The sequence below is a fragment of the Marinobacter maritimus genome, from assembly GCF_007671675.1.
In the GTDB taxonomy this organism is placed as follows: domain Bacteria; phylum Pseudomonadota; class Gammaproteobacteria; order Pseudomonadales; family Oleiphilaceae; genus Marinobacter; species Marinobacter maritimus.
Map to the genome: position 1 here is coordinate 691,228 of NZ_VCGW01000002.1, position 26,952 is coordinate 718,179.

General features: G+C 55.6%; 23 protein-coding genes. 11 read left to right on the forward strand and 12 right to left on the reverse strand.

Annotated elements, in window-relative coordinates:
* Positions 1-32: 32 nt before the first annotated feature.
* The 3 genes from FFI90_RS10245 to FFI90_RS10255 form a co-directional block, all read right to left on the reverse strand.
* Positions 33-809 carry a transporter substrate-binding domain-containing protein gene (locus tag FFI90_RS10245; RefSeq protein WP_144777914.1) on the reverse strand — a complete coding sequence of 259 codons (777 nt, stop codon included), beginning with the start codon at positions 807-809 and terminating at the stop codon, positions 33-35.
* Positions 810-894: 85 nt separating this feature from the next.
* Complete coding sequence (locus FFI90_RS10250) at positions 895-1,665, reverse strand: ABC transporter ATP-binding protein (RefSeq protein ID WP_144777915.1); 771 nt, start codon at positions 1,663-1,665, stop codon at positions 895-897.
* Positions 1,666-1,820: 155 nt separating this feature from the next.
* A complete protein-coding gene (locus tag FFI90_RS10255) occupies positions 1,821-2,579 on the reverse strand; it encodes an FCD domain-containing protein (RefSeq protein ID WP_144778321.1) in 759 nt (252 codons plus the stop codon).
* Between the two features lie 270 nt (positions 2,580-2,849).
* Between FFI90_RS10255 and dctP the strand changes: the two genes are divergently transcribed.
* The 9 genes from dctP (at position 2,850) to FFI90_RS10300 (ending at position 12,373) form a co-directional block, all read left to right on the forward strand.
* The gene (gene dctP / locus FFI90_RS10260) at positions 2,850-3,986 is read left to right on the forward strand and encodes a TRAP transporter substrate-binding protein DctP (RefSeq protein ID WP_144777916.1); all 1,137 of its coding nucleotides are present in this window, start codon (positions 2,850-2,852) and stop codon (positions 3,984-3,986) included.
* A 105-nt stretch (positions 3,987-4,091) separates the two neighbouring features.
* On the forward strand, positions 4,092-4,796 hold the full coding sequence (locus FFI90_RS10265; RefSeq protein ID WP_144777917.1) for a TRAP transporter small permease subunit: 705 nt from the start codon (positions 4,092-4,094) through the stop codon (positions 4,794-4,796).
* Positions 4,793-6,328 carry a TRAP transporter large permease gene (locus tag FFI90_RS10270; RefSeq protein ID WP_144777918.1) on the forward strand — a complete coding sequence of 512 codons (1,536 nt, stop codon included), beginning with the start codon at positions 4,793-4,795 and terminating at the stop codon, positions 6,326-6,328. Before FFI90_RS10265 ends, FFI90_RS10270 begins: the two co-directional genes overlap by 4 nt.
* A 20-nt stretch (positions 6,329-6,348) precedes the next feature.
* Entirely contained in the window at positions 6,349-6,774 is a 426-nt protein-coding gene (locus FFI90_RS10275) for a GlcG/HbpS family heme-binding protein (protein ID WP_144777919.1), read from the forward strand.
* A 24-nt stretch (positions 6,775-6,798) separates the two neighbouring features.
* Positions 6,799-8,271 (forward strand): FAD-linked oxidase C-terminal domain-containing protein, encoded by a 1,473-nt coding sequence (locus tag FFI90_RS10280; protein ID WP_144777920.1) that lies wholly within the window; start codon positions 6,799-6,801, stop codon positions 8,269-8,271.
* Positions 8,264-9,331: a glycolate oxidase subunit GlcE gene (glcE, locus tag FFI90_RS10285; RefSeq protein ID WP_144777921.1), complete on the forward strand. Its 1,068-nt coding sequence runs from the start codon at positions 8,264-8,266 to the stop codon at positions 9,329-9,331. The genes FFI90_RS10280 and glcE overlap by 8 nt, the downstream gene beginning before the upstream one ends.
* 18 nt (positions 9,332-9,349) lie before the next feature.
* A complete protein-coding gene (gene glcF / locus FFI90_RS10290; protein WP_144777922.1) occupies positions 9,350-10,558 on the forward strand; it encodes a glycolate oxidase subunit GlcF in 1,209 nt (402 codons plus the stop codon).
* Between the two features lie 85 nt (positions 10,559-10,643).
* Entirely contained in the window at positions 10,644-11,087 is a 444-nt protein-coding gene (locus FFI90_RS10295; RefSeq protein WP_144777923.1) for a DUF4124 domain-containing protein, read from the forward strand.
* Between the two features lie 83 nt (positions 11,088-11,170).
* The gene (locus FFI90_RS10300; protein WP_281288116.1) at positions 11,171-12,373 is read left to right on the forward strand and encodes a Bcr/CflA family efflux MFS transporter; all 1,203 of its coding nucleotides are present in this window, start codon (positions 11,171-11,173) and stop codon (positions 12,371-12,373) included.
* Position 12,374: 1 nt separating this feature from the next.
* On the opposite strand, the gene FFI90_RS10305 is transcribed toward FFI90_RS10300, so the two are convergent.
* Positions 12,375-14,114 (reverse strand): SulP family inorganic anion transporter, encoded by a 1,740-nt coding sequence (locus tag FFI90_RS10305; protein WP_144777924.1) that lies wholly within the window; start codon positions 14,112-14,114, stop codon positions 12,375-12,377.
* Between the two features lie 504 nt (positions 14,115-14,618).
* Between FFI90_RS10305 and FFI90_RS10310 the strand changes: the two genes are divergently transcribed.
* Complete coding sequence (locus FFI90_RS10310; protein ID WP_144777925.1) at positions 14,619-15,686, forward strand: BMP family ABC transporter substrate-binding protein; 1,068 nt, start codon at positions 14,619-14,621, stop codon at positions 15,684-15,686.
* A 67-nt stretch (positions 15,687-15,753) separates the two neighbouring features.
* On the opposite strand, the gene FFI90_RS10315 is transcribed toward FFI90_RS10310, so the two are convergent.
* Complete coding sequence (locus FFI90_RS10315) at positions 15,754-17,115, reverse strand: amidohydrolase family protein (RefSeq protein ID WP_144777926.1); 1,362 nt, start codon at positions 17,113-17,115, stop codon at positions 15,754-15,756.
* Between the two features lie 537 nt (positions 17,116-17,652).
* Here FFI90_RS10315 and FFI90_RS10320 point away from each other — a divergent pair.
* Entirely contained in the window at positions 17,653-18,690 is a 1,038-nt protein-coding gene (locus tag FFI90_RS10320) for an isopenicillin N synthase family dioxygenase (protein WP_144777927.1), read from the forward strand.
* Between the two features lie 61 nt (positions 18,691-18,751).
* Here FFI90_RS10320 and FFI90_RS10325 read toward each other — a convergent pair whose 3' ends face one another.
* Genes FFI90_RS10325 through xdhA form a run of 7 tightly spaced genes read right to left on the reverse strand, consistent with a single transcriptional unit; the run spans position 18,752 to position 26,857 of the window.
* Positions 18,752-19,954 (reverse strand): urate hydroxylase PuuD, encoded by a 1,203-nt coding sequence (locus FFI90_RS10325; RefSeq protein ID WP_144777928.1) that lies wholly within the window; start codon positions 19,952-19,954, stop codon positions 18,752-18,754.
* Between the two features lie 3 nt (positions 19,955-19,957).
* Complete coding sequence (gene guaD / locus FFI90_RS10330) at positions 19,958-21,322, reverse strand: guanine deaminase (protein ID WP_144778323.1); 1,365 nt, start codon at positions 21,320-21,322, stop codon at positions 19,958-19,960.
* A 23-nt stretch (positions 21,323-21,345) separates the two neighbouring features.
* On the reverse strand, positions 21,346-21,690 hold the full coding sequence (gene uraH / locus FFI90_RS10335; protein WP_144777929.1) for a hydroxyisourate hydrolase: 345 nt from the start codon (positions 21,688-21,690) through the stop codon (positions 21,346-21,348).
* On the reverse strand, positions 21,687-22,187 hold the full coding sequence (uraD, locus tag FFI90_RS10340; protein WP_144777930.1) for a 2-oxo-4-hydroxy-4-carboxy-5-ureidoimidazoline decarboxylase: 501 nt from the start codon (positions 22,185-22,187) through the stop codon (positions 21,687-21,689). The genes uraH and uraD overlap by 4 nt, the downstream gene beginning before the upstream one ends.
* Positions 22,184-23,047: a xanthine dehydrogenase accessory protein XdhC gene (gene xdhC, locus FFI90_RS10345; RefSeq protein ID WP_144777931.1), complete on the reverse strand. Its 864-nt coding sequence runs from the start codon at positions 23,045-23,047 to the stop codon at positions 22,184-22,186. The genes uraD and xdhC overlap by 4 nt, the downstream gene beginning before the upstream one ends.
* Positions 23,047-25,401: a xanthine dehydrogenase molybdopterin binding subunit gene (gene xdhB / locus FFI90_RS10350; protein ID WP_144777932.1), complete on the reverse strand. Its 2,355-nt coding sequence runs from the start codon at positions 25,399-25,401 to the stop codon at positions 23,047-23,049. Before xdhB ends, xdhC begins: the two co-directional genes overlap by 1 nt.
* The gene (gene xdhA, locus FFI90_RS10355) at positions 25,394-26,857 is read right to left on the reverse strand and encodes a xanthine dehydrogenase small subunit (protein WP_144777933.1); all 1,464 of its coding nucleotides are present in this window, start codon (positions 26,855-26,857) and stop codon (positions 25,394-25,396) included. The genes xdhB and xdhA overlap by 8 nt, the downstream gene beginning before the upstream one ends.
* Between the last annotated feature and the right edge of the window lie 95 nt (positions 26,858-26,952).

Here is a 26,952-nt window from a genome sequence, read left to right on the forward strand (position 1 = left end):
AGCCGTGATGACTACCCCTGAGGCTTGTGTGTTCAGATCTTTACGTCGTACGCGAAGTACTTCTGCATGATGGTGTCATAGGTGCCATCTTCTTTCAGAGTGCGAAGAGCAGAATTCACTTCCCGGGCAATATCTGCGTCGCGCTTGCGCATGGCAACACCCACGCCTTCACCCAGCTTGACCGCCTCGCCGACTTCTTTGAAGCCTTCCTTGGAGAGTACCGTCTGTTCGCCCACCGGATAGTCTACAAAGACCACATCCAGACGCTGGCCTTCCAGATCCAGAACCATGTCATCTGCAGTGGTGTAACGTTTGATGGTCACTACGCCGCTCATTTCCTCGGTCACATAGGTGTCCATTGTGGTGCCGCGCTGAACACCGACGGTTTTGCCTTTCATGGCGTCCATATCGGTAACGTCGGCGTTGAAGCCTTCAGGACCAAACCATCCGCCCGGAGTGTTGTAGTAAGGCTCAGAGAACAGAACCCGCTCCGCACGCTCTGGGGTGATCGACATGGACGACATGATCAGATCGAACTTGCGAGCGAGCAGGCCGGGAATCATGCCGTCCCATGCCTGGATCACGAACTTGCAAGTCGCGTTCATTTGCTCACACATGGCCTCGGCCAGTTCGACTTCGAAACCGGTCAGCTCACCATTTTCATCTTTGTATTCGAAAGGCTCGTAAGGCACGTCGAATGCGATGCGCAGGCTTCTCGGGTCGGAACTCCCGATGCTTGTGTCCTGGGCCTGAACACTTCCAGTCATAAAGGCGAGAGCACAACTTGCTGCAATCATCAGTTTTTTCATGTGTCACTTCTCCAGTGGATCGCCTCGAGGGCGTTATTTTTTGTGGAAGTTCTATATCCAACAACCGTTACGATAGCACTGCACATCAAAACTTGGGAGCCAGGAACTGTTTCATGCGTTCCGAGTCGGGGTGGTCAAACACCTTCTCGGGAGTTCCCTGTTCCTCAATAACGCCTTGATGCAAAAACAGCACCTGAGTCGACACATCCTTTGCGAACGCCATTTCGTGAGTTACCACGATCATGGTGCGGCCTTCCTCTGCCAGGCTTTGCATAACTTTCAGTACTTCTCCGACCAGTTCCGGATCTAGCGCCGAGGTCGGCTCATCAAACAGCATTACCTCCGGCTCCATGGCCAATGCACGTGCAATGGCCGCCCGCTGCTGCTGGCCGCCGGACATTTGCGCCGGATAATAATCCTTGCGCTCATAAATGCCGACTTTGTTCAGGTAAGCTTCGGCGCGCTCAATGGCTTCTTTTTTGGGAACCTTGAGAACGTTGATGGGCGCTTCGGTAATGTTTTCCAGCACCGTCATGTGAGACCAGAGATTAAAGCTCTGAAACACCATGGACAGCTTGGCGCGAATGAGCTCGACCTGTTTGTTGTCTGCAGGAATCCGCTCACCCTTGCGGTTGTTGGTAAACCGTATGGGGTCGCCGTGCACAATAATGTCACCCGACGTGGGTGTTTCCAGAAGATTGATGCAGCGCAGGAAGGTACTTTTACCGGAACCGGAACTGCCAATCAGTGAAATCACATCGCCTTTTTTTGTCTCCAGCGAGATACCTTTGAGTACTTCAAGCTGGGCAAAGGTTTTGTATATGTCCCTGCAGATCAAAGGCGCTTGGTCCGCCATGCGTGGCTCCTGAAGCTGTCATTCAAAGGCGATTGTTTTACGGACTGTGGCGCTGGAAATCAATACCTTGTGCACACAGTTTAACGGTTTTTCAGCGACGATTTTCGCCGCTTATTGTGGCGCAATGAGTGTTCAATGCAAGCATTTTGCCGGTTTCAGTCCTGGGTGTGTTGATGGCCGCCAGCAGCCTCCTGTTCAACCGGAACCCGGATCAATGTGCTGCCTTCCTGTTCCAGATCTCGCATGGACTTGCTGACGAAGCGCACATGGGCCATAGCCAGTTTTTGTGCGCTGGCTGGCCTGCCGGAAATAATGGCGTCGTATAGCTGACGATGCTGAAGCACAATTTTTTTGCGCATCTCGGCACGTGGATTGAGATTGGCGACCGACGCCTGCACGGTCATAAGCATCATGTTTTTGAGGCTGTTCAGCACGTGAACCAGAATCGGGTTGTGGGATGCCTCCACAATTGCCTGGTGAAAGCCGTGGTCCGGGCGAGCGTTGCTCAGAGGGTCTGTTTCTTCCAGCGCGCGGAAGGCTTTGGTTATCCGGTGACGGTCAAGGCTGGTCGCCCGTTGCGCGGCCAGGCAGGCTGCCTGGCCCTCGAGCTGCTCTCGAACTTCCAGGAGATCGTAAAGCGTTCGCGGATGCCCTTCGAAAAGATGCATCAAGGGGCCTTGCTCACGAAGATCACCCGACCCGGGCACCATGGTGGAAACAAAGGAGCCTTTGCCGTGGCGGGTTTCGATCACACCACGCCCCTGAAGTTCGTGGAGCGCTTCACGGATAACCGACCGCGATACCCGCAGGCGTGACGCAAGCTGTCGTTCTGAAGGAATTTTTTGCTCCGGTGCCAAGCCTCCGTCGAGGATTAGCCTTTCCAGCCGGTAGGAAATTTCCTGTGAAATAGCCATCTTGTTGCCTGTGCGCTCACTGGTCTGACCAGTGCCTGTTGCCATTGTTGTTATTAGGCCTTCGCTTCCAATTGCATGCAAGCCCTCTGAATATGGCTGATCGGGGAGCATTCGTCCATTTTTGCAAATTCAGAAACTGGTCAGACCAGTGTGCTCTTTGCTGGACTAAACCGGTGTCGCCTACGAATATCCTTTCTGATGCCGGGTGTAATGCCGGTGTTGCTCTGAGCTCTACAAAAACATAAAAACAATTTCAGCGGAGATGTCTCAATGAAACCGAGCAAGACCATTACCAATAATTGCGGAGCCGGCGCGGCTTCGCAGCGCAGGCGTTTTCTCAAAACAGCGGCCCTCGGCACTGCCTTGGCTGGCGCGTTGATGATGGGGGCCGGCCAGGCTCACGCTGCAACAACCTGGAAGATTCAGTCGGTCTGGGATGCTGGTACCGTCGGTTATGATCTGTTTGAAGAATGGTGCGAGAGCATCGAGGAAAAAAGCGGTGGAGAGCTGATTTTTAAGCCCTTCCCCGCTAAAGCCGTTGCCGCCGATAACAACGCGCTGTTTGAGGCAGTACGTAATGGCGTGTTGCAAGGCATGAACCCGTTCACTCTTTACTGGTCCGGAAAAATTCCGGCATCGGTCTTTTTGTCCTCTTATCCTGCGGGCCCGGATCAACCGCACCAGTGGGACACCATGTTCTACTCTCTGGGAATGTTGGAGAAGACTCGCGAAATCTATAAAAAATTCGGCCTGTTTTACGTTGGTCCGATCCAGCACGATTCCAACATCATTCACTCCAAAAAGCCGGTTAACAGCCTGGGCGACCTTAAGGGCATGAAGATTCGCGTGCCGGGTGGGATGGTTGCGGAAGTGTTCCAGCAGTTCGGTGTGTCTACTGTCAGCTTGCCGGGCTCTGATATTTTCCCGGCTTTGGAGAAAGGCACCATTGATGCGGCGGACTATGTTGGTCCTGCGGTGAACTACGAATTGGGTTTCTCCCAGGTTACCGACTACATCATGTTCGGCCCTCCGGGTGTTATGTCCATCTACCAGCCGGTGGACTTGATGGACCTTACCGTCAACTTGCGGAACTGGAACAATCTGGACCCGAAACTGCAGAAACTGGTGGAAGATGAGGTCCGCAATTACTCTCAGATTCATTATCTCACCATTCAGAAGCGCAACATCGAAGCCATGAAGAAGTTCAGGGCAGACGGCGATACGGTAACCCGGCTTAGCCAGGCAGACCTCGCAGAGTTCCGCCGTGCAGCCATTCCCATCTGGTACAAGTGGGCAAACAAGGATGAGGATGCCCGGGCAATCTTCGACATGCAGCTTGAGTACATGATGAACGACACCGTTGGTTATGTAAGCGAGTCTGATCTGGAAGGCGTCGAAGGCAAGTAAGCCTGCGTTAACTGACAACAATAAAAGCATAGTGGGGGAGGGCAGGGACTGCTCCGGAAAAGAGGAGTTCCACCTTCCCTGTTTTTTGGCTGAGGTAGTAACAAAATGTCTGACCTAGAAGGCTTCGGATTTGTAATGCCGCACTGGTTGTACTGGGGCTGGCTGGCAGTGATGCCGCTGATCATGATGGCGTGGCACAGGTGGTCTCGCGCCCGTGGCGGCGAGCCCGCCGACCCTGGCATGACGCCTGGTGAGCTGCAGTCAGAGGAAGATGATCCATTGATTTACCTGAAGTTTGAAGGTAACTGGTTTACCCGCATTGTTGACTGGACCAGCGAGAAGTCGGGCGAGTTTGTGGCCTTCTGGACAGTGAATGCTGTTGTTTTCTATTTTTTCGAAGTGATCATGCGGTATCTGTTCAACCAGCCGACTGTCTGGGTGCATGAAGCCAGTTTCCTCCTGCTGGGAATGCAATACCTGCTGGCTGGTGCGTTTGCAATGCTCCATGGCGCCCACGTGCGCGTGGATGTGGTTTACAACCTTTTGCCGGTGCGTGGCAGGATCGGCATGGACATTTTTACCTCGATGTTTTTCTTTGTATTCGCGCTGGTACTGATGACCACGTCCTGGACCTTTTTCGAGAACTCCTACTCCATGAACGAAACCACGGTTGAGACCTGGGGCATTCAATACTGGCCTGTTAAAGGCATGATGATGCTGGGCTCTACCTTGCTGCTGCTCGCAGGCATATCCAAACTCATCAAGGATATTGTTCTGTTTATCCGCCTCGGACAGGAGCGTGTCGCATGAGCACCAGCCCAACGATTGCTTCAGGCCCTACTATGTCGGGTAAACTCGGCACCTGGCTGATGATCCTGGCCACCGTAGGATTCGGTTTTATCATCTGTGTCGAGATGATCAACATCCTGTTCTACGATCCGTTCAGCGATGAGAAATTCCTCTTCAAGTTTGCCGGCAGCCTTGCCAGTGTCGAAATTGGCCCACTGACATACCTGATGTTTGGTTCGCTTTTCGTGGCTCTTATGATGGGCTTGCCACTGGCCTTCGTGACGGGCGGCCTTGGGGTGCTGTTCGTTTATCTGGTGGGTGACGCGATGATGTTGAACATCGTGCCCAGCCGAATCTTCCCGATGATGACCAACTCCGATCTGGCGGCCATTCCCCTGTTTATTTTCATGGCATCCATGCTGGAACGTGCCGGGCTGATCGAGGAAATGTTCAGTGTGGTCTACAAATGGATGGGCGGCCTTAGCGGCGGCCTGGCGACGGCAACCATACTGGCCTCCACTCTTCTGGCTGCTATGGTCGGGGTGATCGGTGCAGCGGTTGTAACCATGGGCATCATTGCGCTGCCTGCGATGCTGAAGCGTGGCTATGATCACAAGATCGCTATCGGGTCCATCATGGCCGGCGGTACTTTGGGCATTCTTATTCCGCCCTCTATCCTTGCTATTTTGTATGCGGTGGTGGCCCAGCAATCCGTGGGTGAGCTTTATCTGGGGTCTGTAATACCCGGGTTGATGCTGTCGAGCCTGTATATCGCGTATGTTCTGATTCGTAGCTGGCTGAACCCCAGTCTTGGGCCTCCTGTTCCGATTGAAGAGCGCATTTCCCTACGGGAAAAGCTGCTTTTGCTCAAAGGGCTGATTGCGCCCCTGATTCTTGTGGCGCTGGTTCTTGGCTTACTGTTCGGTGGTATTGCAACACCGGTTGAAGCTGCGGGTATCGGGTCGTTCGGTGCCATTGTGGTCGCCATGATGCACGGCAAGTTCAGCATCGGTGGCTTGCGTGAAGCCTCAATAACCACTGCGAAAGCCTCTGCCATGGTGTTATGGATCATGTTCGGGGCCTCTGTATTTGTCGGTTTTTACATTCTTCAGGGCGGCCAGCAATTCGTAACAGACGCCATTCTCAGCACTGGCATGTCATCCTACGGCATACTGTTTCTGCTGATGGGGCTGCTGATCGTGCTGGGCATGTTCCTGGATTGGGTTGGTATCCTGCTCCTGGCCGTTCCAATCTTCATTCCGATCGTGAAGGCGTTGACGTTTGAAGGTCTTTTCGGCTTGCCGCCGGTAGACGGGGATGATGTAGTACTCTGGTTCGGGGTGTTGTATCTGGTCAATATGCAGATGTCGTTCCTCAGTCCACCCTTTGGCTATGCACTGTTTTACATACGTGGCGTGTGCCCGCCGGAAATATCCATGGGCACTATTTTCAAATCTTCTCTGGTGTTCCTCGCCATTCAGGCCCTCGGTCTGATGGTCTGCATCGCTATTCCGGGTGTTGTGACGTGGTTGCCGGGGTTGGTTTACGGCTGATTTTTTTGGAGATGAAGAATATGTTAACGATTAAAAGACTGGATCTGCCCGAGGCTCGGCTGCTGATTGCAGGAGCCGCTGAAAAGGCCCGGGAAATTGGTGTGCCTATGTGCATTGCCATTGTGGACGAGTCCGGCAACCTGATCGCCTTTGAGCGTATGGATGGCGGAAAAATTACAAGCGTCACGATTGCCCAGGACAAAGCGTTCACGGCGGCCGCTGCAAAGAAAGCCACGCACGATTACAACGCCGTCAACGTTCCGGGCAGTCTGGCTTTTGGTATTCACACCGAAGTGGGTGGGCGATTGAGCTCGGTGGGCGGCGGCTTGCCGGTGACCATCGACGGTGAGGTGGTAGGTGGCATCGGGCTGAGTTCCGGCACGCCACAGCAGGATATGGATTGCGCCCAGGCGGGAATCGACTACTTCGAAACCCAGCGTGGCTAAGACAGGCGGGTTGAGGCAGATCTTATGACAACCAAACCGAAAATCAGCAAGGCGGAACTGGCTGACCAGTTCCGGACGTTTGTTGATGCGGACTTCGTTATAACCGATGACGAAACCATGAAGCCCTACGAATGCGACGGCATGTCGATGTACTGCGAAATGCCGTTGCTGGTGGTGCTACCGGAAACCGTAACTCAGGTGCAGCGGATTATGCGGATCTGTCATGAGTATGGGGTTCCGGTCGTTGCCCGGGGGGCGGGAACAGGCCTCAGCGCGGGCGCCATGCCCAATAAAGAAGGCGTGGTGCTCTCGCTGGCGAAGTTCAACCGCATTCTGCACATTGACCCACTGGCAAGAACAGCCAACTTGCAGCCGGGTGTTCGCAATCTCGCGATCAGCGAAGAGGCGGCGCAATACGGCCTCTATTACGGCCCCGATCCTTCGTCGCAGATTGCCTGCACCATTGGTGGCAACGTGGCGGAAAACTCGGGTGGTGTTCACTGCCTGAAATACGGCCTGACGGTGCACAACATTCTCAGTGTGGAGATGGTGACCGCAGAGGGCGATGTGGTGACGGTTGGAAGCGATGGGCTGGACGGCTGCGGCATGGACCTTCTCGCCCTGCTGACCGGGTCGGAAGGCCTGCTTGGGATAGTGACGGAAGTGAAGATAAGACTTCTGCCCAAGCCGGAAGTCGCGCAGGTGGTGATGGCGGGTTTTGATAGCGTACAGAAGGCTGGTGATGCGGTTGGCGGCATTATTTCCCATGGCATTATCCCTGCCGGTCTGGAGATGATGGACGGCTACGCTATTGTGGCCGCCGACGACTTTGCCGGTGCCGGCTACCCTCGCGAAGCAAAAGCACTCCTTCTCTGCGAAGTGGACGGCACCGAAGAGGAAGTGCACGAGCATATTGCCGAGGCGGAGGCGGTTTTTCGCAAACTGGGTGCCACGTCGGTTCGCACCTCACAAAGTGAACAGGAACGGGCGCTGCTCTGGTTGGGCCGGAAGTCCGCGTTCCCGGCTGTTGGCCGCATTTCCCCGGATTACTACTGCATGGACGGTACGATTCCACGTCGTCATATTGCTTTTGTATTGGCAGAAATGGAAAAGATGTCAGAAGAGTTCGGCCTGCGTGTCGCTAACGTGTTTCATGCCGGCGATGGCAATCTGCATCCGCTGATTTTGTTTGATGCAAACGTACCCGGAGAATTCGAGCGCACAGAGGCCTTTGGGGCCAGCATCCTGAAAATGTGCGTGGACGTTGGAGGCTGCATTACCGGTGAGCACGGTGTGGGCGTGGAAAAGATTCGGCAGATGGCGATTCAGTTCAGTGATCAGGAGTTGGAGCAGTTTCACGATGTGAAAGCGGCCTTTGATCCGGCGGGCATTCTCAACCCCGGTAAAGGCGTACCCGCGCTGAAGTTTTGCCAGGAATACCGCTCGCTCGAGTACAAACAACACAAGCATGAACATACGGAAGCCGCCCATGGCTGATATCTCGCAACAACTACAGGAGCAAGTGCTCCAGGCCCGCTCAGGCGGGGAGAAGCTCAACATTGTCGGTGGCGGTACCAAAGCCTTTATGGGTCGGGAGCCAAGCCCGGATGCCGGCACTCTGAACGTAGGCGGGCATACCGGAATCGTGGATTATCACCCTGTTGAGTTGGTGATGACGGTTCGCGCAGGAACGCCTCTGAGTGACATAGAAGCCGCGCTTGCCGAACAAGGCCAGGCGATGCACTGTGAGCCGCCTCATTTTGGCCCAGACTCGACAATTGGCGGCACGCTGGCCTGCAATCTCTCTGGCCCCGCCAGGCCCTGGGCCGGATCGGTGCGGGATCAGGTGCTTGGCATCCGCCTGCTTAATGGTAAAGGTGAGCAGCTTCGGTTTGGCGGTGAAGTGATGAAAAACGTAGCCGGTTACGATGTTTCCCGGCTTCAGGCTGGGGCCCTCGGCACCTTGGGGGTCATTACCGAAATCAGCATGAAAGTGATGCCCGGCCCGGCCGCGAGCCTGACTCTGGTGCAGGACATGACAATCGATGAAGTGCTGCACTACATGAATAGCCGCGCCGCAGAACCCAAACCCATTACCGCCGCCTGCTGGGTCGACGGCAAGGTTTACCTTCGCCTCTCCGGTGCCAAATCGGCGGTAGAAGCAACCGCTGCAAAATGGAGCGGTGAGGTTATGGGTAATGGTCAGGCTTTCTGGCGCTCTGTGCAGGACATGCAACACGAATTCTTCGCCAACGACGATTCACCACTGTGGCGCTTCTCCGTGAACTCCACGGCTGCGAATCCCGCCATGGAGGGCAAATGGTTCATCGACTGGGCCGGCTCCCAGCGCTGGTTCCGGGGTGCAGGAGAGCTAGGCGATATGGAGCCTTTAGCACGTGCGGCTGGCGGACAAGTAAGCCTGTTCCGGGGCGGCGATCGCAGCGGTGAGGTAATGCACAGCCAACCCAATGCGCTTAAAGCAATCCAGCGCCGAGTGAAAAACTCGTTCGACCCCGATGGAATATTTAACCCCGGCCGCCTTTACAGCTGGTTGTAAGTTCAAAGCAGGTAAAACATGCAAACAAACCTGGTTCAACAATTTGCCAACACAACGGAAGGACAGGAAGCGGAAGCCATCCTGCGGGCCTGCGTCCACTGTGGTTTCTGCACCGCAACCTGCCCGACCTACCAGGAACTGAACGACGAGCGAGACGGCCCACGTGGCCGCATCTACCTCATGAAAATGTTCCTTGAAGGCGCCGAAGTTACCGAGAAAACCCGTGAACACCTCGATCGTTGCCTCACCTGCCGTAGTTGCGAAACTACCTGTCCTTCTGGCGTTCAGTACGGTCGTTTGGTGGATATCAGCCGGGGCCTTATTGACAAAGAGCTGCCCCGTGCCCCGAAAGACAAATGGATGCGCTGGGCGCTGGCGAGGGTTCTGCCCAACCGGGTGTTGTTCGGATTCTTGCTGCGCCTCGGGCAGACGTTCGCCCCCATCTTGCCCGGCAAGCTGCGGGCCAAAGTGCCGCCCAAAAAGAAGGCCAGCCCCTGGCCCGCCGCCAGTCATAACCGGATTGTTCTGGCGCTGGCCGGTTGTGTTCAGCCGTCAGCGACACCGAACACCAACGCGGCGGCGGCTCGTGTTTTGGACAAGCTCGGAATTACCATGGTTGAAGCTCCGGAAGCCGGGTGCTGTGGCGCGGTGAATTACCATCTCTCAGAGCACGAAAAAGGCCTCGATCGCATGCGCCAGAATATTGATGCCTGGTGGCCGGCTATCGAGTCTGGCGCGGAGGCTGTGGTGACGACGGCATCTGGCTGTGGAGCCATGGTGCAGGACTACGGTCACCTGTTGAGAGACGACCCGATGTATGCCGCGAAGGCTGAAAAAGTCAGCCAGTTGTGCACGGACCTTGGCGGGTTCTTGCTGGCGCAGGATCTTGAAAACCTGAAGGTGCAAAACAACCCTGGCAAAGTGGCGTTTCATTGCCCCTGCACATTGCAGCACGCCATGAAGCAGAACGGCATCGTGGAGCAGGTACTCACCAAAGCAGGCATCAATCTGGCTGTCACCAAAGAAAAGCATCTGTGTTGTGGTTCGGCAGGTACCTATTCGGTGTTGCAGCCAGAACTCAGTCAGAAACTGCTGAGTAACAAGCTCAACGCATTAACCGTGGATAATCCTGATCGTATCGTAACGGCCAACGTCGGGTGCCAGATGCACCTTGAAACAAAAGCCCAAGTGCCAGTTCAGCACTGGATTGAACTGCTCGATCAGTAAACGGAAGCACAAGCTCGCCTTACACTCCCGGTGGTAATCGTTATACTGCCCTGGCAATTAACGTCACCACAGGGAGTGGGAAGTCATGCCAGGGATTATGGCAACTGCAGTTTTTTTATTAATATTCGCCTCGTCGGCTACTGCCGGAATCTACACCTGGACAGACCCCAGCGGAGTCGTTCATTTCACCGACACTCCGCCACCCGATAAAAACCACCGGCCCGTTGAAGTCGCCGCCCCGGTTACCGTGCCAATGGCGGATAATCTTGGTCAACACCGGCGTGTTTCAGAGATACGCGAGCAGGTGCAGAGTATGCTCGTATCTGACCGCAAGCGTGATTCAACGCGAAGTAAGTCCAAAGCAAAAGCAGCTGCAAAGCAGGAGAAAACCTGCACCAGCTACCGGCGCAAACTGGCGCAGGTTCAGTCTCAGCTCCGGTCAGGCTATGGCAATAGCAAAGGGAATAACCTGCGCCGCAAACGGCGCAAACTCAGTCAATCACTAAGCCGTGAGTGTATTTTGCGCTGATGATGTAGACTGCCGTGTGATGAGCACCCTAACGATATAAGGTTTTTCATGTTCTGTCTGGTTACTCTTATCTGGATGCCGGTTTGAAAACGACACCCTTATCGCATCTTCAGCTAGCCATTCTTCTGGGCATGACCGTTGCCCTGGGGCCGTTGGCGCTTGACGCCTACTTGCCAGCGTTTCCGGAAATTGCCGATGAGCTGGGCCTGGGTCCCGGAGGTGTAGGGCTAACGCTGAGTGCCTATGTCGGCGCCCTGGGACTTGCTCAATTGCTGGGCGGGCCTTTGTCAGATCGCTACGGGCGGCAGCAGATCCTGTTTACCGGGTTAGCGGTATTTTCCTTTGCTGCGTTTATGATTGCTCAGGCACAAACACTCCCGGAGATGCTGGGCTGGCGGATTGTGCAGGGGATTGGTGGAGCCTTCTGTGCGGTATCCGTGCCCGCTATCGTTCGTGACCAGACCAACGGGCAGGATGCTGCTCGCCTGTTCGGGCTTATTGGCCTTGTGATGTTTATAGCGCCGGCAGCAGCCCCGTCAATTGGCTCCATGTTGCTTTACTTCAGCGAGTGGCACGCAATCTTCCTGATGCTGGCGGGCTATGGAGCGCTGCTGGCAATCGTTCTGCACTTTGTTCTGTTTCGCCGTTTGCCGTCCAGGCAAAAAGACACGACCCCGGTGTCTACGCTGATTACCAACTATGCGTTTGTGCTCCGGCACCGCGTAACCATGAGGTTTGTCGGGCTGCAGGCCTTATGCTTCAGCGCCATGCTGGTGTTTATCACACACGCATCGTTTATCTATCAGGAGTGGTTTCAGCTATCAAACGCCACCTTCTCGGCGCTGTTTGCTGCCAATATAGTGGCCATGGCCAGCCTGAACCTGCTCAATCGGCGTCTGCTTAACCGCTACGAATCTGTGCGGATACTGCGAGCATGCGTATTCCTCCAGGCCATAGCCGTTACCGCGCTGGTGGTTAGTGCCTGGGCCGGAGCACCATACTGGGTTATCGCTGCCTGCATTATTCTGTCCGTCGGATTCATGGGCGCCATCATTCCCAATAACATGGCCAACGCGCTAGAGTTCTTTCCCCACCTCGGTGGTACCGCTGCCGCTATGCTCGGGGCGGCTCAGTTCACTATTGCAGGTGCTATAAGTGCGCTCTCGACAACTCTGGCTGGTGGCGCTCTTATGCCTATTGTGCTGGTTATGGCGGCCTGTATATACGGCGCTGCAATACTGGCTGCGGGTGGGCCGGGTGCGGTAGAGGGGGCGAACGGAGCTTAGTCTAACCTCTCCGGGTTTTTGCCGCGTTGCTCTGCCTGGCGATCGCGGCACGCGAACTGATACCTTGGTCAATGTACAGCACCGCATCCGTTATCTGAGGAAACATATGCTCATCCAACACATACTCGCGCAGAGCCGCAGAGTGTGTGAGGGTATCGCGAACGGGGCCTATAAGGCTGACCAGATATAACTGGATACCCTGTTCCCGCAGGTTTTCTATCACGCTTTCAAGCATGATCAGTGAGGTACTGTCGATACTGCTTACAGCTTGCGCGTCCATGATGACGGCTTTCAGGGCACCCTCGGGGCGTCGTTTCATCATGCTGTACAATCGCGATTTGAAAAAATCCTTGTTCGCGAAATACAGCGGTGCATCGAAGCGGAAGATCAGAAGGTCCTTACGCACACTTATGCTTTCGAAGCGGTGAATATTTCGATAAAGGTCTTCTCCGTCGATTTTGCCGAGCTCAGTCATGTGCGGTGTAGTGCTGTTATAAATAACCAGCATCAGTGATACCGCAACACCCACCAGTAATCCCTGCTGAACACCAAGCATCAATGTGATCACGAAGGTAACCAGCAAGATCAGAAACTCCTTTCTGTCTTGCCGGAACAGGATCTTCATCTCCCTGTACTTGAACAGTCCCAATACCGACATCACGATGATTGCGGACAAAACCGCTTTGGGTAGAGGGAAGTCAGTAAACAGAGGTGTAAGAAAGACAACAGTAATGGCAATCAGGGCTGAGGAAACAACGCCCGAAACCTGCGTCAGCGCGCCGGCCTCGCGCAGCGCGGCGCTGCGTGAAAAGCTGGCAGAAACCGGAAAGCTCCGGAACATGGCGCCAAGGGCGTTGGCCAGGCCAAGCGCTATCAGCTCCTGGTTCGGCTGTACGCTGCGCTTGTCCTTCGGCGACTCCTGCGATTTGCATATCGACATGGTGCCCACGAACCCCATGAGGGCCACGGTAAACGCCACGGGCAACAAATCACCTAGTCTCGCGAAGTCGATAAACGGCATCTGCAGCGCCGGAAAACCACGTGGTACCGAGTCGATAACCTCTACGCCAGCTTGCCCGGCCTGGAACAGCCCCGATAGCAGCATGGTACCAACAAGCAGAATCAGAGCGTTAGGCAGCTTCGGCAGGTGCCGTTTGCAGAAAAAGATAAACAGCAGGCTTGTCACCGCGATCCCCACCGTAACGACGTGCCAATCGTTTATGTGCATCAGCAGCTGCCAGGAAAGATCCAGAACATTGGCGCTATCCAAATGGACGCCTGTCAGGCTCTGGAGCTGACTTCCGATGATAATAATGGCCGCGGCGGAGGTGTAGCCAACAACAACCGGGTAGGAGAGGAAGTTGACGATAAACCCGAACCGTAACAGCCCGAACAGAAACTGTATCAAGCCCACCAGCAGAGCCAGCTCGATCGCAAGTTGCAGGTATTGATCCGAGCCAGGCTTGGCCAGCACGCTGAGGCCAGAAAGTATGAGAATGGCATCCAGCGCCACCGGCCCAACCGAAATCTTGTTGGACGTTCCCAGCAACGCGTATAAAAGCGGCGGAAAAATCGAGGCGTAAAGCCCGAACTCAGGTGGCAGCCCCGCGAGCACCGCATAGCCCATGCTTTGCGGGATCAGCATAACGCCAATGACAAGGCCCGATACCACATCCTGTCTTAGCGTATGAGCCGTGTATCCCTGCAGCCAAAGCAGACCAGGCAATAATTTGTAGAGCATAAAAGCAGCATTTCGCTTGGGGACCGGTCTGCAAGTGTGTGGAAATAGAAGGACTGAATCAAGAAGTATCAGCGCTGCTGGCGATGCGCTCTGTGTGGCGAACTTGTCAGTTGGCACCCTGATCAGATCGATTCCCGGAGTCAGTACTTCTTTCCACGCGTTTTAAAGAACCTTTGTGTACTCAGGATCGTGGCTGCGTGCGATTTTCATCAGCGCATCCAACCACAACGAATACCATTTAGGCTTGGTGGCATCTGAGCTCGATATGAAGTGAGCGTAGAAATCGACGAAAGATTTGTCACGGCTATGGCACCCGTCTTAATTGGCGCATTTCATTGCCGGACCTAAGTGCTTGCTGAAAAAGTTTTTGGTTTTCTATACCGGAAGTGCTGGCTATCAGATGCCCAATAAAAATTGAGCAGTTGGCCAGTTTTTTGCAAAAGTCCTTTTGAAGTCTTTTCACTTCAGAAATTATCTGAGATGCAATCAGCAAGGAGAAGTTTGATGACACTAAGGTCTGGTTTATTGCTCGCTGCGATACTGACTCTGCCTATGAACGCTCTGGCAGAAGACCCCATGAAAGTTGGCTTTGTCTACGTTGGTCCGATCGGAGATCACGGCTGGAGCTACCAGCATGATCAGGGGCGCCTTGCGCTGGAGGATCATTTCGGGGAAAAGGTAGCAACAACCTACGTTGAAAATGTCAGTGAGGGCGCGGATGCGGAGCGTACAATAAGACGCCTTGCACAAGCGGGTAACGACATTATCTTCACCACCTCTTTTGGTTTTATGAACCCTACTGCTCGGGTCGCAAAGGAGTATCCGGACATAACGTTCCTGCATGCGACCGGGTACAAAAGAGATGAGAATCTGGGTACCTATCTGTCAGTCACCTATGAGGGGCGTTATGTGACGGGCACCGCTGCAGGTCTGGTAACAGAGACCGATACCCTTGGTTATATTGCATCCTTCCCGATTCCTGAAGTCATCCGTGATATCAATGCTGTATATCTCGGCGCCAAGGAAGTGAACCCGGATATCGAGCTTAAAGTTGTGTGGGTGAACACATGGTTCGACCCCGCCAAAGAGGCCGATGCGGCCAACGCATTAATGGATCAGGGTGCCGACGTGATTATTCAGCATACGGATAGTCCGGCGCCCTTGATCGCAGCCGACAAACGCGGTAACTGGGGTGTAGGTCAGGCCTCGGATATGCGTGGATTTGGCGGAGACGCGCACCTGCTGTCTGTTGTTAATAACTGGGGGCCTTACTATATCGACACCGTACAATCGGTTATGGATGGCACCTGGGAGCCTGAAGATTACTGGGGCGGGATGTCAGAGGACACCGTCGAGATTGTTGGCCTGAGTGATCGCCTTTCAGGTGAGCAGAAAGATAAGGTCAATTCGGTGATTGATGCCTTGAAAAATGACGAGTTCCATCCATTCACCGGCCCGTTGAAAGACCAATCAGGTGAATTGCGGGTTCCTGCAGGTGTTTCCATGACCAATGGAGAACTGGCAGGAATGGATTGGTACGTGGAAGGTATGACCGCAACCTTGTCTGATTAAGCTGTTTGCTTAATAGGTTAACCGGGCCGGCAGGAGGGAATCCTGCCGGCTTTTTGCGTTTAAATTCTCAGGCTTCGCGTAGTAGCCGCGAAACACTGTCCTGAACATTCCGGGTCAGTTCGGCTTCGTCCAGCCCATCGATATCGCCGTTTTCCACGATCTGGCGGCCTTGAACAAAGCTGTCCCGCACATGCACGGGTTCTCCGCACATCAATGGTGCCATCAGAGGACTGTGAACACCGGCGAATCGTGGTTGGTCAATGTCATAAAGGACCAGGTCGGCGGCCTTGCCAACTTCCAGGGTGCCAGTATCGTGTAAACCCAGCATTTCAGCCCCATTGTAGCTGCCCCATTGCAGAACCTGCTCCAGGGTGGTGGCCCTGGGGCCCTTCACCGCACGATGAATCAGCCAGGCCAGGTTTAGCTCCTGAAGCATCGAGCCAGACTCCGCCGACGCAGAGCCGTCGACGCCCAAAGATATCTGTACGCCGGCCGCTTCCATATCAATGACTGGTGCTATGCCGCTGCCCAGTCGACAGTTTGAGGTGGGGCAGTGGGCAATTCCTGTGCCTGTGGCCGCAAGGCGCCTGATCGCGTGCGGGTCACTGTGAACAAGATGGGCATACCAGACATCCGGCCCGAGCCATTCGCAGTCCTCAGCGTAGTCGATAGCACTCATGCCATATTTGCTGCGGGCCTGGCTCTCGTCGAAGTCGACTTCGAGTAAATGAGAGTGCATTTTCAGGTTGTTTTCCCTGGCCCACCGAGCCTGGGCTTTCAGCCCTTCTGGTGAACTCGAATGAATCAGGCTGGTGGGGGCTACCACCAGCTTTTTCATGGCATCAGGGCCGGGCTGGTGATGTTTCTTCAGGGTCGCATCAAGGCGGTCGATGATCTGTTCAATGCTCTCCGGCGCTATGCCGTGCTCAATCATGCCTTCGTGCGATCCTGTCTCCGTCGCGCTGCCCCGGCAGAGCACCATCCGGATTCCGAGCTCTTCTGCGGCTTGCCAGACGGCCTCCTCGAGCTCAGGGGTGGTGGTGCTGTGATAGAGATAATGGTGGTCCGCACAGGTTGTGGCGCCGGACCGGATCAGCTCGTACAGACCGAGCCGTGCGGCGTGATACATGATGTCTGGTGTTACTTTGGGCCAGAAGCGATATGGCACGCTGCTTAGCCATTCGCCAAGGTTGTGGTTGAGCCCTTCGGGGACGCCTTTCATGATGGACTGGGCAAGGTGATGGTGTGTATTGACCAGACCAGGCCAGATGACGCAGCCGGAGGCATCAATCAGGGTTTCCGGGTCCTCTGGCGTTTGCTTCAGGTTGCGCCCCATTTCGTCAATGTAGCCATCACGAATGCGAATATCGCAGGCGTGCTGGTCTGTTTCGGACGCTATGGCCCGGGCGTTCTGGATGAGGTAGTTCAATGCTTGCTCCTTCATTTTATCAAGAGCAATGTCCCGAGGCTGGCACTGATCTGCTGCGCCTCTGACAGCTTCTACTCTTTTGCTGGTGTTTAGCCTTGAAGCGAATGCAAGAACCCTTCCATTTATTGACCGCTTGGTCAGCTCAATGGTTAAGGCCAGAAACTCTTTGCAACAGGGTGCTGAAATGGGGCAAAAATCTGGGCCTTGCCTCGGATTGGTTCGTTTCTGATGCGTGCCCGTTAATGGATATATCCGAAGAAGCGGGAAAGAGAAGGGTTTTCTGTCAAAGGATGCTGGCATGAATTCTGCTGAGTTCACTGCATGGAGCAGGCCACAGATTGATGGCCTGCCCTCCTGAGTAGAAGCTGTCAGGGATCCTCTGATGAAACGGGGTTTCGGGTCATTGCTCAGTCGCTGATCGGATGCGCAACTGGCGTGATTGGTGGCGCTGGCTGTGAGTTTGCCCGACCGCCCGTTTTTCAAGCTGGTTTGCCTCCGAACACTGCTCATCTACTGATGCTATGCCCTGGAGGCCCCATGACCAACCCTCAAGAACAGTACGCCCTCAAAGAACTGAACCTGGAAACCACCTTCGGTGGCATGGGTAAGGAAATTGAGTGTGATGTCCCTGTGATAGACCTGACAGATTTCGAGCAACGTCGGGATGAAGTCGCCGAGCAGTTGTGGCACGCAGCCACGGAAGTCGGATTTTTCCAGCTATCAGAACACGGGCTTGATCTGACGTTGATCAGGCAGGCCTTCGGTTTGTCTGAACGTTTCTTTGCATTGCCCGAATCTGAGAAGCAGCGTTTTCCGCTAAAAAAAGGCCTCAACTCGGGTTGGGAGTTCAGGTCGCAGGTACGTCCCTCAACCGGCACTGCGGATGACAAAGAGTCTTACCAGATCACCCTGCCTCATATGGATGACCTGTGGCCTAATCAGACAGTGGTGCCCGAGTTTCATCGGGTTATGCTGGATTTCGAGCACAAAGCCTGGCAGCTGGGCATGAAAGTGTTGTCTTGCTTTGCCGATCGTCTGGGGTTTGACCGTGAGTTTTTTTCCCATGCCCACGACCGGAGCTCGGAGGAGTATCAGAGCACGTTGCGCCTGCTGCATTATCTACCGCTGCCGGAAGGTACGACCCCCGATGCGTCGATCTGGCGAGCGGGAGCGCACACGGATTTTGACTGCCTGACCATGGTATTCCAGCAGGAGAACCAGGGAGGCCTGCAGGTGAGCCCGGGTAAGGATGCTGAAGGTAAGGGTGATGAGCGTGAATGGTTTACCGTTACTCCGAAGGAAGATCGCATTACCTGTAATATCGGCGACATGCTGATGCGCTGGAGTGATGATCGCCTGAAGTCCACGCTGCACCGGGTACGGATGCCGAAGCCGGGTGACTACAATGGCCCTCGCTATAGCATGGCGTTCTTCTGCCAGGCCAACAAGGATCAGATCATTCAGGGCCCTGAGAAGAAGTACCCGCCGATTACAGCTCGCAATTACCTTTTGCAGCGCATCCAGGCGAACTTCGATGCGGCAGAGGAAGCAGCGCAAGCGATGAAGCAGCAATAGCCACGAAGTAAAAGCACCAACCAGATAAGGCCTCCTGATGGAGGCCTTTTTGTTTGCTCTTTTACTCTTGTTGGTTAGCCATCAGCCATTGCCCAAGCTGCTGGCGCTCCTCATCAGACATGCCGGTAACATTTCCCAGCGGCATGTATTGGGAGTCAACAGCTACCTGGCGAACCTTGCCTGCGTGGCTTTTCAGCTGTGACAATTCCTCGAACATGAAACCTGCTGGAGGCGACTGGAACGCTGGATGGCTGGGGGCGCTGGCATGGCAGGCGACACAGTGTGTACTGATGATCGCGCTTGCTGTTTCATCGCTTACCGCCTGGCCATCCTTAGCCTCGGATGTAAGCGGTGCCGGGGCGATAGCCCAGATCAGAATTGCAATGAGCAGGGCGGCGACTACCAGTATCCATGGCTGGTTGATGTCCCTGTGTCGCAAATTGAAGTAATGCCTGGCAAAAGCGGCAATAAACCCGATGGCGGCAAGAACGGCCCAGCCATGGGGATGACCATAAAGTAACGGGTAATGGTTACTGATCATGATCAGCAGAATTGGCAATGTCAGGTAATTGTTGTGGGTCGACCGCAGCTTGGCAAGCATGGCCAGGCGGGCAACCCGCGCGCCCGGATCACCACCTTTTTCAATTGCTTTTACCAGTGCTCTCTGGGAAGGAACGATTCCCAGGAAGACGTTGGCGACCATGATGGTTCCGATAATGGCGCCCACATGAATGTAAGCACCACGCCCGGTGAATACCTGAAACAGGCCCCAGTCTGCCACTAGCAGAATGGCGAACAGAATCAGCCCAAAAGCCTTGCCGTTGTCTGCCAGCGGGCTTCGAATCAGTGCTTCGTACATGGCCAGCACCACGACAATGGTGCTCAGGCCGATAGCAATGGCGGTGCCGATACTGATGTCTGCTTTTGAAGGATCAATCAGGTAGCCGGGTGAGCCCATGTAGTAGACCACGAACAGTAATGCCAGGCCGCTGAGCAGTGTTGAGTAAGCTTCCCATTTGAACCAATGGAGCTCTTTGGGCATTTCTCTGGGGCTGAGCTTGTACTTGGCAATTTCGTAAATGCCGCCTCCATGAATAGCCCAGAGGTCACCTTTGATGCCTTCCTGCTTTTTCCATTCCGGCGGTTCCCGGAGATGGTTGTCCAGCCAGACAAAGTAGAACGAGGCACCGATCCAGGCGACTCCGGCAATAACATGAAACCAGCGAACGAGAAGGGATAGCCATTCGCTCAGATAAGCTTCCATGGGTCAGGCTCCTTGAGTATGAGAATGGGTGGGCAATGTATCGGGCTGAGGCAGGGCAGGCCGCTGGTACCGAACCTGGCTAGCCACGATGGTGGCGGCAATGGCACGGTCATCTCCGAGGATCATCAGGTTGAAAAGTGTTTCCGAAAGGTTATTGATGAAGGGCTCCTTCATGGCAAGCATCGGGGAGGCCCGGTGATCCAGTACGACAAAATCTGCGATTTTCCCTCGCTCGAAGTTGCCGCACTCTTCATCCCGGTGCAGAACCCGGGCGTTACCCAGAGTGGCCAGGTAAAATGCTTGCCAGGGGGTCATGGTTTGGTCGCGGAGACGGCAGACCTTGTAGGCTTCGGCCATGGTGGCAAGCATGGAAAGGCTGGTGCCACCGCCGACATCCGACGCAAGGCCAACGGATACGTCTGCATCGCGGGTAGCCCGGAAATCGAACAAGCCGCTACCTAGAAAAGTGTTGGATGTGGGGCAGAAAGCAATGCTGCTCCCCGTGTCTGCCAGTCGCTGGCGGTCTTCATTATTGATGTGGATACCGTGAGCCAGCACGGTATGGTCGCCAAGTAACCCGTAGTGATCGTAGATGTCGAGGTAACTTGTTCGCTCGGGAAAAAGTTCACGAACCCAGGTGATCTCCCCGATATTTTCGGCCCAATGGGTCTGAACCATGGCATCCGGGTATTCGGCAGCCAGCTTGCCGGCCAGAGTCAGCTGCTCCGGCGTAGACGTTGCAGCAAAACGGGGCGTGATGGCGTAGCACTGGCGCCCACGTTGGTGCCACTTCTGTAGCAATGCCAGGCTGTCGCTATAGCTTTCGGCGGTTGTGTCTTTCAGGTTTTCCGGCGCGTACCTGTCCATCATCACCTTACCGGCGGTGAGTCCCATGCCGTGCTCTTCGGCCGCCTCGAATAAGGCGTTTACCGACTCGGGATGCGAGGTGCAGAACACCAGTGCAGATGTGGTGCCGTGCTGCAAAAGCAGATTTGTGAACCTTCTGGCTTCCGTTCGGGCCCAGTCGCCATCACTGAAGCGGGCCTCGTGTGGGAAGGTGTAGGTTTCCAGCCAGTCCAGAAGCTGGGTGCCATAGCTGGCCATGACGCCGAGTTGAGGCATATGGACGTGCGTGTCGATAAAGCCTGGAACAATCAGGCCGTCTTGCCAGCAGGTAACCTTGGCGTCAGAAGGCAGTTTGGTCAGCCATTCGCTGGCAGGACCTTTTGCCAGCACCTTGCCCTGATTCAGGACAAGTAGGCCGTCTTCGAAATATTCGTAGGTGCCTGGCCTGGGTTCGGGGTCATTTCCGGGGTCGTCCAGAAAATGAAGCATAGCACCGCGATGTGCTTCGCAGCCTGAGGGCAGTTGTGTGTCCAGCGTGGTAGTCATCAGCTTCCCCGGTAGGTTGAGAAGCCCCACTGGTTCAGCAGCAGAGGGACGTGGTAGTGGCTGCCGGGATCACTGATGTGAAAGTCCAGGCAAACCTCGGGGAAGAAAGTCTCCAGCCCGCGAGCGTGGTACCACTCACCTGTAGCAAACCGGATACGGTAATGCCCGGTTTCAACAGATGTGTCGAACCAGTCCATTACGCGGCCGTCATCATCAGTAATGCCGCTGGCGATGCATGTTTCGCTCTGTGCGGTGACGCGGTACAGAGAAACGCTGACTCCTGATGCGGGCTTGCCGCTCCCCAGATCAAGAATGTGAGTGGTTACGGGGCTGTTACGGCTCATAGCAGCTTCTCCAGTCTAAGTTCTGTGATTTTTGCCTGCTCGGCTGCCGCGGTGGCTAGTTCCTGTGCCCGGGTATGAGTCAGGCGTGTTTCCAGTAGCCCCAGCATCTCTTCTGCGGACTTGCCGGTGGCGCACACAATGAAGATAAATCCGAATTTTTTCTGGTAAGCGTCGTTTCCATCCTTGAGTCGTTTCAAAAGTTCTTCCGAAGCCTGGCGGGCTCCTGCCTGCTCACCGCTGGCCATCGCTTTTGTGCTGGCGTATTTCGCCCGCAGGCTGTCGATATCGCCTATTTTCGGGTGAGCGCTGAAGGCCTGAAGCCAGTCCTGTTTCGTCAGCTTTGACCAAAGGTTACGGCTTTGGGTAATCAGTGCGGTTTGATCGCGATAGGGCAATCCGGCCAGCATGCCCTTTACCCAGGTTTCAGCAGCGCAGCAGTTTGTAAGCTGTTTTTCTGCTTCCTCCCGGGGCAGGGTGTTGAGTGTTTTTGCGGTCATTTTGAGAGGTCTCCCGTCTCGGTGCTTTTGATCAGCCCCTTGAGTTCTTTCCAGGGCAGCCCGCGTCGGGCAGATGTGGTCCGGGTAGGCAAGGCGGACAGGCTCAGTAGTTCGGCACTGATGGAAACGGCGACTTCCATAGGCCGTTTCCCGGGCACATCGGTACGCCCCACCGGGCAGCGAATGCTGCTGATGTCGGCGGCGCTGAAGCCTCGGTGCTCCAGCCGTTGACGGAATCGCTCTGCCTTGGTGGCAGACCCGATAAGGCCAATGCCTGCGCAGTCTCCTGAGTTCAACAAGGTGCGGCAGAGTTCGAAGTCCAGCTGGTGGTTGTGGGTCAGGATCAGTACCTGTTTGCCGGCACACAGAGTGGGGGCATCGCCTGCCGGGTCGTCTGTGTGATGCATGCGGACGTTGCCCGGACAGTCTGCCGGGAATTGGTCGGCGCGTTCGTCCACCCAGGTAACTCGCCAGGGTAAACCGCCAAGAACGGTCACCAGGGCCTTGGCCACGTGGCCAGCGCCGAAAATCACCAACTCCTGTTCGCATCCGGGGTGAGCTTCCAGAAGAACCGATACGCTGCCGCCACAGCATTGCCCAAGGCTGGCTCCGAGGGGGAAGTTGGCCATTTCGCTGATGAAATCCTGCCTGGCCAGACGTTCTCTGGCCTGTTGGCAGATACGGTATTCCAGGTGACCGCCGCCAATGGTGTCGTAGCTTTGCTCGCCTGTGACCACCATCTTGCTGGCGGGCTCACGGGGTACTGAGCCTGTAACTCCGAGCACAGTTACCAGAACATAGGGTTCTCCCCTGTCTTCACACTGGGCGACGGCCTGGTACCAGTTAAGCCGGCGTTCCATCAGGCGGTCTCCTTGTGCTGGTTGTGCCAGGCTTGGCTGGCGGTAACCGCCGCCAGTACCCGTTCTGGCGTCGCAGGTGTATCCAACGGGGGGCTGAACTGATAGTTGGTGATGCTGGAGATCGCGTCACGAAGGGCGCTCCATACAGCGATGCCGAGCATCAGAGGGGGTTCGCCTACAGCTTTGGAGTGGAATACAGTGGCTTCGCGGTTCGGGCTGTTTTCTAGCAAGGCGACGCGCAAATCCGGTGGGCAGTCGGATACGGCAGGAATCTTGTAGGTGGCGGGGCCGGTAGTCAGCAGTTTGCCGCCGTCGCTGTACACCAGTTCTTCGGTGGTCAGCCAGCCCATACCCTGAACGAAGCCACCTTCAATCTGGCCGATATCGATCTCCGGGTTCAGTGAGCGACCGGCATCGAAAAGAATGTCGGTGCGCAGTACGCGGTATTCCCCGGTCAGTGTGTCCACCACCACTTCGGAACAGGCTGCGCAATTCGAGTAGTAAAGAAACGGATGCCCGGTGCCCGTCTTGGGGTCGTAATGGATCTTTGGGGTGGCGTAAAAGCCCGATGAAGACAAGGGGATCCGGTTCATATATGCCGTCTGGATGAACGTTGCCCAAGGTATCTTCAGGTCGTTGATCTGAACCTGATTATTAGCGAACGTCACGTCTTCCGGTGCTACGGACCAGTGGCTGGACGCAAACTCTGTCAGGCCGCCCAGTATCTTTTCGCACGCATCCAGCGCCGCCATGCCATTCAGGTCTGAGCCGGATGACGCTGCAGTAGGCGAGGTGTTGGGTACCTTGTCTGTGCGGGTTGCGGATACCTTGACGCGTTCAACGTCGATCTGGAAAGCCGATGCGACAACCTGAGCTATCTTGATGTAAAGCCCTTGCCCCATTTCGGTACCGCCGTGGTTTACGTCGATGCTGCCGTCTGTGTAGATGTTTACCAGAGCGCCCGCCTGGTTGAGGTGCTTGGCGGTGAACGATATCCCGAATTTAACCGGCGTCAGAGCCAGTCCACGCTTGAGTATCGGGCTGGACTGGTTGAAGGCAGTAATGTCACTGCGCCTTTTTCGGTAGTCGGAGCTGGCTTCGAGTTTCTCGAGGAGTTCCGGGAGTACGTGTTGTTCAATTGTCTGGCCGTAGTGGGTCGTATCCCGGCCCGGCCGGTAAAGGTTGAGTTTGCGGATGTCGAGTGGGTCCCGGCCGAGATGACGGGCAATATCGTCCATGGCGTGCTCAATGATCATCATGCCCTGTGGGCCACCGAACCCCCGGAATGCAGTATTGGATACCGTGTGGGTTTTGCAGCGGTGACCGGTCACCCTTGCCTGGTCCAGGTAGTAGGCGTTGTCGGCGTGGAACATGGCCCGGTCAACTATGGCGTCAGACAGGTCCGGGGAATTGCCGCAACGCCCGGCAACCATAAGGTCAGCGCCGAGGATCAGGCCATCGTCATCAAAGCCTATGTCGTAGGTGTTGTAAAAGTCGTGTCGTTTGCCGGTCTGGATCATGTCATCCGGGCGGGACAAACGGTATTTCACCGGCCGGTTGGTGGCATTGGCAAGCAGTGCCGCGATACAGGCCACAGGTGCGGCCTGGGTTTCCTTGCCACCAAAACCTCCACCCATTCTGCGAACCTCAGCATGAACTTCGTGGATGGGCAGCCCCAGTACTTCAGCCACCAGCTTCTGAACTTCAGAAGGGTGCTGGCTTGAGGTATGAACGAACATGCCCCGGTCTTCGGTAGGCTCGGCCAGCGAGGCCTGGCCTTCGAGATAAAAGTGTTCCTGACCACCCACGAACTGTTCTCCGCTGAGGCGGTTAGGTGCCTGTGCCAGCGCCTGGTCAGGTTGACCTCGTTGTTGTGTCTGGCTGGGGCGAACAAAGAATTCTTTGTTGAGCGCCTGGGTAACGGTTACGACGGCATCAAGGGCCTCGTACTCAACCTTTGCCAGCTTCGCTGCCTTGCGGGCCGCTTCATGGGAAGTTGCGGCGACGGCGAAGACCGGCTGGCCGATGTATTCAACGATGTTATCAGCGAGAACCGGGTCGCCCGGAAAAACCGGCCCGATATCCAGGTGCCCGGGTACGTCTTTGGCGGTAATGACTGCAATAACACCGGGGTATTGGCGAACCGCGTCCAGGTCCATGGACACTATGCGGGCATGAGCCTGTTCGCTTTGGCCCACAGCTGCGTGGAGAATGCCCTCGGGCGTGGGCATGTCATCAATATAGCGCGCCTGGCCACTGACGTGTTTCCAGGCACTGTCGTGCTTGACGCTGTGACCAGCCAGCCCGCGGGCGCTGTGCGCCGGAGCTGGCGTGTTCAGGGGGAGTTTACGCATAGTCGGTCACCATCAGTTGTTCGCCGGGCAGGGAGGTAGACGCCAGTAAGGTACGTCGTAACAGGTTGCCAGCAACCTGCAGTCGATAGCCGGAGGAGGCGCGGACATCGCTTAGAGGCGAGAAGTCATCCGCAAGAGCTGTTAATGCGGCCTGGAGAGATTCTTCGTTCCAGGGCTGACCGGTCAGGGCGGCTTCTGCATGGGGGGCTCTGGCAGGAATAGCGGCCATGCCACCGAAAGCGAGGCGGCATGCACGCACCACGCCGTTATCGACTGTCAGGTGGAAGGCTCCGAGTACCGCTGAAATATCATCGTCCAGGCGTTTCGAAACCTTGTAGATGTACAGAGCTTCATTTACTTCAGGTACCGGCACCCGTACGGAGTGAACGAACTCCCCGGGCTGGAGGCTGGTCTGTTTATAGCCCTGGAAAAATTCTTCCAGTGGCAGCTTTCGCTCGCCTTCCGGTCCATCCAGTACCAGCGTGGCGCCGAGGGCTATCAGAGGCGGTGGCATATCACCAATCGGTGAGGCGTTGGCGATGTTGCCCCCCAGAGTACCGCGGTTGCGGATCTGCAGAGACCCCAGGCGCTCCAGCATGGCATCAAAGGCTGGCCAGAGCTCGCACAGGGGGCCCCGTAGCTGGTGATAGGTTGTGGCCGCGCCGATCACCAGTTCATTGTCGTCCAACACACAACCCTGCAACTCGGGTATACGCTCCAGGCTGATCAGGTGGTCCAGTGTGTTGAGTTGTTGAGTAACCTCCAGCATCAGGTCAGTGCCGCCAGCCACCAGGCGTGAATAAGGGGCTTCGCGGCGTAGTGCGCGGAGCTCATGCAAACTCACCGGTGCGTCATAACGGCTGCCTTCTGGCATGTTCAGTGTAAAGCTGTTCCGGTGGATGCCTGCCAGGGGGGCGGTGGTAGCTCTGTTTGCCATTCCTGCAGCCGGGTGCCCCGGTTCCGGTTGCCATTCCTCCACCATGGCCTGATGGCTGGCCGCAACAATGGGGCGGTAGCCCGTGCAGCGGCAAAGGTTGCCGGATAAGGCTTCAAGGATCTGATCGTTACTGGTGCCCCCCTCTTTGCGGTTGGCGTGCAGCGCTGTCAGCGACATAACGATGCCGGGCGTGCAGAAACCGCATTGGGCTCCATGTTGCTCCACCATGCAGCTTTGTACTGGGTGGCCAGGCTCTTGTTGAAAGGCCTCGATGGTGACCAGCTCCTTGCCGTGCAGACTGGCCATCGGAGTGATGCAGCTGTTTATCGCTTGATAGAGGATATCTCCGCTTTCACCAGGGGTGCCGGTAATAACTGTGCAGGCGCCACAGTCACCTGAGGCGCAGCCCTCTTTGGTGCCGGTAAGACGCATTTTGGTGCGCAACCATTCCAGAATGCTCAAATTTGGGTCGATATGGTCAGGTTTTTCAATTTGACCGTTTAAGAGAAATTCGATCACAGCTCTCTCCGTTAGCAGGCTATTTGCGGTGTTCCGGGAACCCTGGCCCCTGCCTTCAGGCCAGCGCTTCAATGTTTCTTGCAGGGTTTCTGCAA